This window comes from Polaromonas sp. P3_C2, from assembly GCF_056402675.1.
Genome location: NZ_JBFUGX010000107.1, coordinates 1 through 8,654, shown reverse-complemented (window position 1 = coordinate 8,654; position 8,654 = coordinate 1). Strand labels below are relative to the sequence as shown.

Here is an 8,654-nt window from a genome sequence, read left to right as displayed (position 1 = left end):
GCCTGGCGGACGACGGATGCCAAGGGCCGGCGGCTGCTGATGCAGCTTGCGAAGCGGGGCTTTGGTGGGCAGACTGGAGATGATCTCTCTCTCATGGCCAAGCCCGGTGACAAATGACGAATTTCTGCCGGACCAGATACTGAGGGGTGAGGACTGCAACAACACCGGCGGAACCTCATCTCCGCAAAATCTGCATTAACCGCTCAAAGCCTCGATTTGCAGGTACTTATTTCCTCATTCCAGATCGCAGTCCAGACGGCACAGCGCCGGTGCCATCAAAGAACGCCCCCGCGTTTCCCGTTGGAGCGGCTTTTGATGGCGCGCTTGATGCACTTCAGCAAGCGCTGCTCATCCAGCGGCTTTTCAAGCCACTCCGAGACGCCGAGCGACTGGTTTTCGGCATGCTGCCGGGCCTCTGCAGCGATAACCGACAAGACCAGCACCGGTAGCGTGGCGGTGCGCTTGTTGGCGCGCAGCTCACGAACAACGGTGAGGCCGTTTTCATAAGGCAGCTTGATATCCATCGTCATGGCGGCATACGTCTCCATCTTGAGGTAGTCGCGTGCCTGGTCCGCGGTATGCGCCATGTCCGCGTCGTACCCGCCCTTGTCCATGATCATGCCGATAAGCTTGGCGACATCCGGGTCGTCCTCGCACACCAGCACGCGGGGACGTGCATACAGCCCCACCGGTGCGGTGACAGGGGGTGCTTCGCGCCATTCGGGCAAATCAAAGTAAAACGTGGTTCCCGCATTGCTCTCGGTCGTGAAACCGATGTTGCCTTCCATGCGCTCAAGAATGKCTTTGGAAATGCTCAGGCCAAGTCCGGTCCCGCCTTTCTGGCGGGTGTCGGAGGAGTCGGCCTGCGAGAACTTCTGGAAAATGCGCTGCCGGAATTCGTCGGGAATCCCGGGGCCCTTATCGGAGATCTCCACCCGGGCGCGACGGCCACGCTTGCGCACAGTCACATCGACCGTCCCCTCCGGAGGAGAAAACTTGATGGCATTGGACAACAGGTTGGTCACCACCTGGATCAACCGGTCGCTGTCAACACAGACCTGCAGGGAATTTTCGGCTTTATGCAGGGCCAGCTTGACGCCATGCTGGGCGGCAAAGCCCTCGTTGTCTGCCAGGGCCCGCTCCAGCAATGGCTCAAGCTCCTGCGCCTGCAGCTCGAAACGCATCTTCCCTGATTCGATTTTCTCGCTGTCGAGAATGTCATTGATCAGCCGGATCAGCCGCTCGCAATTGCTTTGGGCAATACCTACGAGGTTTTTGGCTTTTTCCGGAATTTCGCCGGCCACACCGCCCCATACCAGTCCCAATGACCCGCGTATTGACGTCAGCGGCGTGCGCAGCTCATGGCTGACGGTTGAAACAAATTCGGTTTTCATGCGGTCGATACGCTTGAGCTCGGTGACGTCCGTTCCCAGCGATGAAAACCCGATAACCATGTCCTGCTCGTCCCCTTCACCATATCTGGGAAAGTAGTTCATGACGTACTCGCGGCGGTCGCCGCCGGCTGTCACATACTCGAACTCATGACGCACCGAGTAACCGGAAAGTGCTTCGCGTACATGCACCCTGACCTGGTCATACAGCTCAGCCCCCAGCACTTCCTGCATCGGCCGGTTCTCGATTTGTTCGGCTTTCAACCCAAACGCTTCTTCGTAGGCGCGGTTATGGAATTGAAAGCGCTGCTCTCCGTCGATATAGGCAATCAGGGCCGGAACGGTATCGGTCAGCTGGCGTAATTGCTCCTCGCTGTTGCGAAGGGCTTCAGTGATGCGCACGCTCTCGGAGATGTCATGAATGATGGCCGTGAAAAGCCGCTTTCCGCTCACATTGACATCGCCAAAGGACACATTGACGGGGAATTCGGTCCCGTCGTGGCGCTGGCCCAGGATCTTCACGTCCCACTCCCGGAAGCCGCGCTGGCGGCCGCCCAGCCCGGAGAAAAAGGCACTGAACCCCATGCGGTACCGCGTTGGCAGCAGCATGGTGACTTCCTGGCCAACCAGGTCTTCGAGCCGGTAACCAAAAAGATGACGCGCTGCGCTGTTCGCGTGGACGATCAAGCCTTCCCCCGTCGCCGTGACCAGCCCTTCGGCCATGCTCTCGGTCACGGCCCGGCTCATGGCTTCGCTGTCCAAAAGCTGCGTCTCAGCACGGCGGCGCTTTTCCTGCGTCCGGAGAATCCTCTGGATCGCCCAGCCAAATATGCTGAGCGACAGCAGTCCGCCCATAAGGATCAGCTGCTTGACGGTTTGGGCGGTCTGGCGGGTTTCGGCCTTGGTGCGTTCAAGGGCTGATTCTTCACCCCCCTTGATACGGCCAACCAGGATCTCGATTTCATCATGGAGCTGGCGGTTCAGGGGGCCACCCACGAGGGCTATAGCGGCTTCCAGGCCGGATTGCTGGCGTGCCGTGACGGTCTGTTCCATCACGCCGACCGTTCGCGTGATCGCATCTTTCAGTGCAAGCCAATCTGCAGTGGAGGTCACAACATCCTGGCTGGTCCGCATGCTTTCGAGCGCCTGCTGGATCTGTGCAAGGGACTGCCGGTAGTCAGCCAGGTCGCTGGAGGCATTGGTCAGCAAATAACGCCGCTGCAGGGATTCCGTCGCCTTGAATCCAGAAACCACGCGCTGGAGAACGAGCGCCTTTTCCCGCGCTTCGCTTTCACTCTGCGCATCGCTGATCAGCGAATTGATGGTGACATAGGATGCCGCAATACTCAGGGCGATCAGCACCATTCCGGCACACAGGGCCACGTTGGTGCTTGAGCGAAAGGGCATTTTCATGGCGCTTGGAGCTTCTTCAGGCCTGTTCGCCGCAAAGGCGCGCTATTGGGTGCCCAGCACGGTACGGACTGCCTGAATCAGTGATTCCGTCTCTACAGGCTTGGTGACATACCCGTCGGCACCACCCGCCAGGCCCTTCAGCACGGACTCCCGCGTTGCCTTGGCGGTCAGCATGATGACCGGAACGTCCTTGAGCACGGGATGGGAGCGAATCCGCAGCAGGATGTCGAAGCCGTCCGCATCCGGAAGCATCACGTCCAGAAGCACCAGATCGGGAATCGGCTGCTTGCGAAATTCCGCCACGATTTCGGCACGGGAACCGGCCGTGCGAACGTCGAACCCCTCGAACGTCAGATAACTTTGCAGGAATTTGGCGAGGTGCTCCTCGTCGTCCACGATAACGACTGACAGGCGCTCGCCAGCTGCGCGGGCACGGGGTGCTCCGCGTTTGCGCGCAATACGCACATAGTAATTGGACTTCTTGAGCGTGGCCGCACAGGAGTCGGCTTCCGCGCCCGCCGCTGTCAGGGCCAACGGGCTGAGGTGGAGTTGAAGCGAGGCCGCAAACGGATCGGGCTGAACCATTTCCACAAGCCCCTTGGCATAGAGCAGATCGAGCGTGCCGTCTACTGTGGCACTGCCTGCTTCACCCATGCTCTGCCGGATCTGCGCAACCGTCAGAATGCCATCAAGGCGCACCAGCAATTCAATCTCAGGCTGCGAAATCGAAGTGGCGGCACTGCGCAGTTCCTGTTGACCTTTGGGTGTAACCGCATATACGTTGTTTGGATGCACTGTGGATGTCCTTTCGCGGGTAACGGGTAACAGTCGTGGCATGAGCCTGAATGCATTCTGATTCTAGTGGCTTGCGATGTAAGGAAACGATACACCTGCAGGCCCGGCCCCTCATGGATCGCTCGCTAAGGGCCTGTGGGGGCCGGATCCGTCGGTGGTAACCCTGACTGCAGCGCGGCAATCAGCTCGCCCAGGGATAACTCCAGTTTCCCCAACAATTCATCCAGACTTTTGCGCGGCAGGCCCTCATTGATGGCCTGCTCAAGCGCAGCCGCATCCGCCGGCACGCTAATGGCGCCGATCTGGGCCGAAACGCCCCGCAGGGAATGGCTGAGCAGTTCGGCATTCTTCAGGTCGCCCGCATCCAGCGCTTCGCGAATGTGCCGGGGAGTATCCCGTCGGCCGTCGAGGTAGCGGCGCAGCATCGACAGGTAGAACCCCTTCATCCCCATTGCGCGGGTCAGGCCGACGCTGAGATCCAGGCCGGCAATGCTCTCAGGCAACGTGGCGTCTGCGGCATCCGCCATGGGAATTCCCGTACCCGGCGTTTTGACGGTATCCCGCGGCGGCGGCTGCAACGTTGGCGGGGTCGCTGTCGCAACAGCCTGCGGCAAGCGCGCCGGTTTCAGCACAGCATAAACCGGAATGGGCTCCGCAAATCCCTTGGCCGTGACGGCAGGCCGCGCTTCGGCCTGGATTTCCGCCTGGACCAGTGCATGGGTTTCACGGGAGATCAGCATCTGGCCGGGCTCTGCGGCCTGCTCAAGCCGCGCGGCAAGGTTCACCTCCCGGCCAATGATGGTGTAGTCCATGCGCAGCTTGCTGCCGAAATTTCCGACATCGCAAAACCCGGAATGAATGCCGATGCGTATTTCAAACGCCTTGTCGATGCCCATCGTTTTCCACCGCACCTGGAGCTCGTCAAGCCGCACCAGCATGGCCACCGCCATCCGGACGCACTGCACGGCATCCTGCTGCCGGCCAAGGGTGTGCGGGTCCCCGAAAAAAATCACGATGGCATCGCCAATGAATTTGTCCAGCGTGGCGCCATAGTCGGCCGCGATTTGCGACATCTCTTCAAAATAGCTGTTCAGCAGGAACGTAACTTCTTCGGGCTGCCATTTACCGGTCGATTCGGTGAAGTTCTTGATGTCCGAAAAAAACACCGTAAGCCATTTGCGCTGCGTCTCGATTTCGGCCTGGCGCGACCCGTCAAAGAGGGACTGGTAGACCTGCGGTGCCAGGTAACGCGACAGTTGTTCTGACAGGGTCTTCAGGCGCTTGGCATTCGCGCTGCGTTCAAGATGCATCCTGACGCGCGCCAACAGGATGGGCGGGCTGACGGGCTTGGTGATGTAGTCGGTGGCCCCCAGGTCCAGCCCATATTGCTCCTCCTCCACGCTGGCAAGCGCCGTCAGGAAGATCACCGGGATATCAGCCGTGCGCGGATCGCCTGCCAGTTGCCGCATCACCTCGTAGCCGTCCATGCCGGGCATCATCACATCCAGCAGGATGATCTCTGGGCGTACCCCCGAAATTGCCGCCTGCAGGCCCTCCTCGCCCGACGCAGCGGCAGTCACCTCATACCGGTCCTGCAGCAGCGTCGCGAGGAAATAACGTATGTCCTCGGTATCGTCCACCACCAGGATGCGGGCCCTCCGCGCGGAGGGCGCCTCACCAACCAGCGGCTTCACAGGTTCAGTCATGATGCGGCTCTTCCATGAATGCCGGGCCAGTTGCGGCCCTACCGGTTTTCGGGCAGAGAGATATGGGAGACAGGGGTCTGCATCGTTGCAGTCTGCCTTATTTCACCAGCTCCACCCGCATGGCGTCAATCACCGCCCTGTAGTCGGGTTTCCCGAAAATCGCACTGCCCGCGACAAAGGTATCGGCACCGGCCGATGCCACGCGCGCGATATTGTCGGTCTTGATGCCCCCATCGACTTCCAGGCGAATGTCTTTTCCCGAAGCGTCAATGCGTTTTCTCGCATCTTCTATTTTGCGCAGCGCGGAGTCAATAAAGCTTTGTCCGCCAAAGCCGGGATTGACGCTCATGATCAGGATGAGATCAATATCCTCAATCACCCAGTCCAGCACATCCAGCGGAGAAGCCGGATTGAACACCAGCCCCGCCTTGCAGCCTTTTGCCTTGATGGCCTGCACGCTGCGGTGCACGTGGCCCGACGCCTCGGGATGAAAACTGATGAAGTCGGCGCCTGCATCGGCAAAGGCTGCAGCCAGCGCATCGACGGGCTGCACCATCAGGTGCACATCCACCGGCACGGCCGTGCCATCGGCTTTTTTTGCATGGGGCTTGAGCGCCTGGCAAATCATCGGTCCAAACGTCAGGTTGGGCACATAGTGGTTGTCCATAACGTCGAAGTGGATCCAGTCGGCTCCCGCGGCAATCACGGCCTTGATCTCGTCACCCAGGCGGGCGAAGTCGGCGGACAAAATGGAGGGGGCGATCCGGTAGGTGGGCGGCGTGTTTTTAGGCATGGCAGGGATTGTCGCAGCAAGCCGCCGCCGCGTCATGCCCGCACGCATGACAGGCTCCCTGGCAGGCGGTTAACATGGGCGCCAACCGTTTACCTGCCATGCCCAAATACCAGTTCTCCTGCGAAGTCGTTCCGCAATACCAGCCTGACCAGTCGGCCCCGGAAGACCACATCTACGGGTTTTCCTACACCGTCACGGTGACCAACACCGGGGACGTGACCGCCCAGCTGATTTCCCGCCACTGGATCATCAGCGACGCCAACGGTCACAACGAGGAGGTCAAAGGGCTTGGCGTTGTGGGCCACCAGCCGCTGCTCAAGCCGGGTGAGTCCTTCCAGTACACCAGCGGATCACGCCTGCGCACGCCCACCGGCACCATGCACGGCAGCTATTTTTGTGTGGCCGAAGATGGCGAACGTTTTGACGTACCCATTGCCATGTTCGTTCTGGAAGCACACAACGGCAGCGCCCCGCACGGCCGGGTGCTGCACTGAACGGATGGGTTTGACCGGCTGATGAAGGATCTTGCTTCCCTCCTGAAGGCGCTCGACCCCGACGCCGACCTGGCCCAGCGCCATGTCTGGCTGATCAAGCTTTTCGAGTGGATTCGCGGCGACCAGACTTCCGTGCCTGCGGCCGTGTCACGGGTACAGGCGTTGATGGACGCCGTGGAGATGCAGCCCGAAGTGCGCACACGGCTGCAAGCCTGGTGGCAAACGCTGATGCAGACCGTTGACATCACCACCTTGCTGGCCGACTTCGGCTTTGCTCCGCGCACGGCGTTTGTCAGCGAGCTGGCCGAACGCCTGCGTCGCAAGCTGCTTCCCGGAACACCCGAAACCACCGATGCTTCGGAGCTTTTCCCGCTGGTCGCTCCCACGCGCTTCGATGCCCAGTGGATGGGCGCACTGGAAGATGCCCAGATCAGCCGCCTGACGCAGCTGCTGTCGGCCAGCCCAAAGCTGGATGCACTGCACTGGCAATACAGCCTGATGGACGCCCTGACGTATTGCACTGCGCAGATTCGCGCCACCGGTTTTGCGCCGGAGCTGCGGCTGCGCATGAACCGCGCCACGCCACACGCCCGGGCCTTCCATGCCCTGCCCGCTGATATTGACGAGCTGCGCAACGCGTTCTTCAAGCCTGACCGGAACGAAGCCCAGCTGCAATCCGCCATCGCACAGTACCGTGAGCGACTGGACGCCTGCCGCCAGGCCGTCAACAGCATTTACGTGCACCTTGAAGACCACGGCATCTCCGTCGGCATGGTGTTTCGCCTGCGCCAGTTACGCGAACGCATCCTGCGCGTGCGCGAACTGCTGGACGCCCTGCTTTCGGCCAAACCCGGCATGGCTGCGCTGAAACTGCTGACGCGCCGCGTCATCACGGCGCAGGAGAGCAAAAGCATAGGCGCGCTGATCAGCGCCAACTCCACGCTGCTGTCGGCCAAGATGGCTGAGCGCAGCGCAGAGACCGGGGAAACCTACATCACCCGTACCCGCGAGGAATACCGCGAAATGCTGGGCAAGGCCATGGGCGGCGGAGCGATCACCGCTTTCACCACGCTCCTGAAATTCATGGTCGTCGCCGTTGGTCTTTCTGCCTTCTGGGGCGGCTTCTGGTCCAGCGTCGTCTATGCCGGCAGCTTTGTTGTCATCCAGCTGCTGCATTTCACATTGGCCACCAAACAGCCTGCCATGACCGCACCGGCGATGGCGGCCAAGCTCAAGGACATCGGTTCGGTCGATACGACCGGCCCCATTGAAGCGTTTGTCGACGAGGTGACACACCTGGTGCGTTCGCAAGTTGCGGCGGTGTGCGGCAATGTATTCATGGTCGTTCCGGCCGTGCTGCTCGTCAACACGCTGATCCAGGTCGTTCTGGGCCGGCCCATGATCAGCGTCGCCGACGCGCACCACGTGCTGGAAACCCTCACCGTGATGGGCCCCGCCCTGCTGTGGGCCGGGTTCACCGGCGGCATCCTGTTCGCAGCCAGCATGATCGGGGGCTGGACCGAGAACTGGTTTGTACTGCATCATCTTGACTCGGCGATGCGCCACAACCCGCGCATCACTTCCGTGCTGGGCGGCGAGCGCGCTGCGCGCTGGTCCGGCTTCATGCGCGACAACATTTCGGGTTTCGCGTCCAACATCGCACTGGGTTTCATGCTCGGYCTCATACCGGCCTTCACCGGTTTCTTCGGGCTTGAACTCCAGGCCCGCCACGTCACCCTGTCAACCGGACAACTGGCGGCGGCCGGCGCCTCTCTCGGGCTCGAAGCATTCCGGCACTGGCAAATCTGGTCCTGCATCCTTGCCATTCCCCTGATAGGCGCGCTCAACCTCGGTGTGAGTTTTTACCTGGCGTTTCGTCTGGCCCTGCAGGCGCACAACGTGAGCAACCTGGACCGGGCCCGCATACGCATCGCCATCTGGGCACGCCTGCGCAGCCACCCGCGCAGCTTCTTCATGCCCTAAACAAGCAGCCCCCCCGTCCAGGCTCACTGCGTGTAGCCTGTTCCCCCCTCGAGGGGGCGGCGCCTGCGGTCTGGCAAAG

Annotated in this window: 6 protein-coding genes; 2 read left to right on the top strand and 4 right to left on the bottom strand. The window is 61.0% G+C overall.

The genetic code is table 11. From position 1 onward, the window contains the following. Positions 1–275: 275 nt before the first annotated feature. From AC1DWI_RS06790 to rpe, 4 genes are all read right to left on the bottom strand, one after another. Positions 276–2,804 (bottom strand): PAS domain S-box protein, encoded by a 2,529-nt coding sequence (locus AC1DWI_RS06790; RefSeq protein WP_477724576.1) that lies wholly within the window; start codon positions 2,802–2,804, stop codon positions 276–278. A 42-nt stretch (positions 2,805–2,846) separates the two neighbouring features. Further along, positions 2,847–3,599, bottom strand: coding sequence for a response regulator (locus tag AC1DWI_RS06785; RefSeq protein ID WP_477670718.1), 753 nt, complete (start codon positions 3,597–3,599; stop codon positions 2,847–2,849). Between the two features lie 125 nt (positions 3,600–3,724). Continuing rightward, the gene (locus AC1DWI_RS06780) at positions 3,725–5,305 is read right to left on the bottom strand and encodes an adenylate/guanylate cyclase domain-containing protein (protein WP_477670717.1); all 1,581 of its coding nucleotides are present in this window, start codon (positions 5,303–5,305) and stop codon (positions 3,725–3,727) included. Positions 5,306–5,402: 97 nt separating this feature from the next. Then, positions 5,403–6,098, bottom strand: coding sequence for a ribulose-phosphate 3-epimerase (rpe, locus tag AC1DWI_RS06775; protein ID WP_457282302.1), 696 nt, complete (start codon positions 6,096–6,098; stop codon positions 5,403–5,405). Positions 6,099–6,196: 98 nt separating this feature from the next. On the opposite strand from rpe, the gene apaG reads away from it, so the two are divergent. Continuing rightward, positions 6,197–6,592, top strand: a complete 396-nt coding sequence (gene apaG / locus AC1DWI_RS06770; protein ID WP_457282449.1) for a Co2+/Mg2+ efflux protein ApaG — start codon at positions 6,197–6,199, stop codon at positions 6,590–6,592. Between the two features lie 21 nt (positions 6,593–6,613). Beyond that, entirely contained in the window at positions 6,614–8,575 is a 1,962-nt protein-coding gene (locus AC1DWI_RS06765; protein WP_457282303.1) for a site-specific recombinase, read from the top strand. Positions 8,576–8,654: the final 79 nt, after the last annotated feature.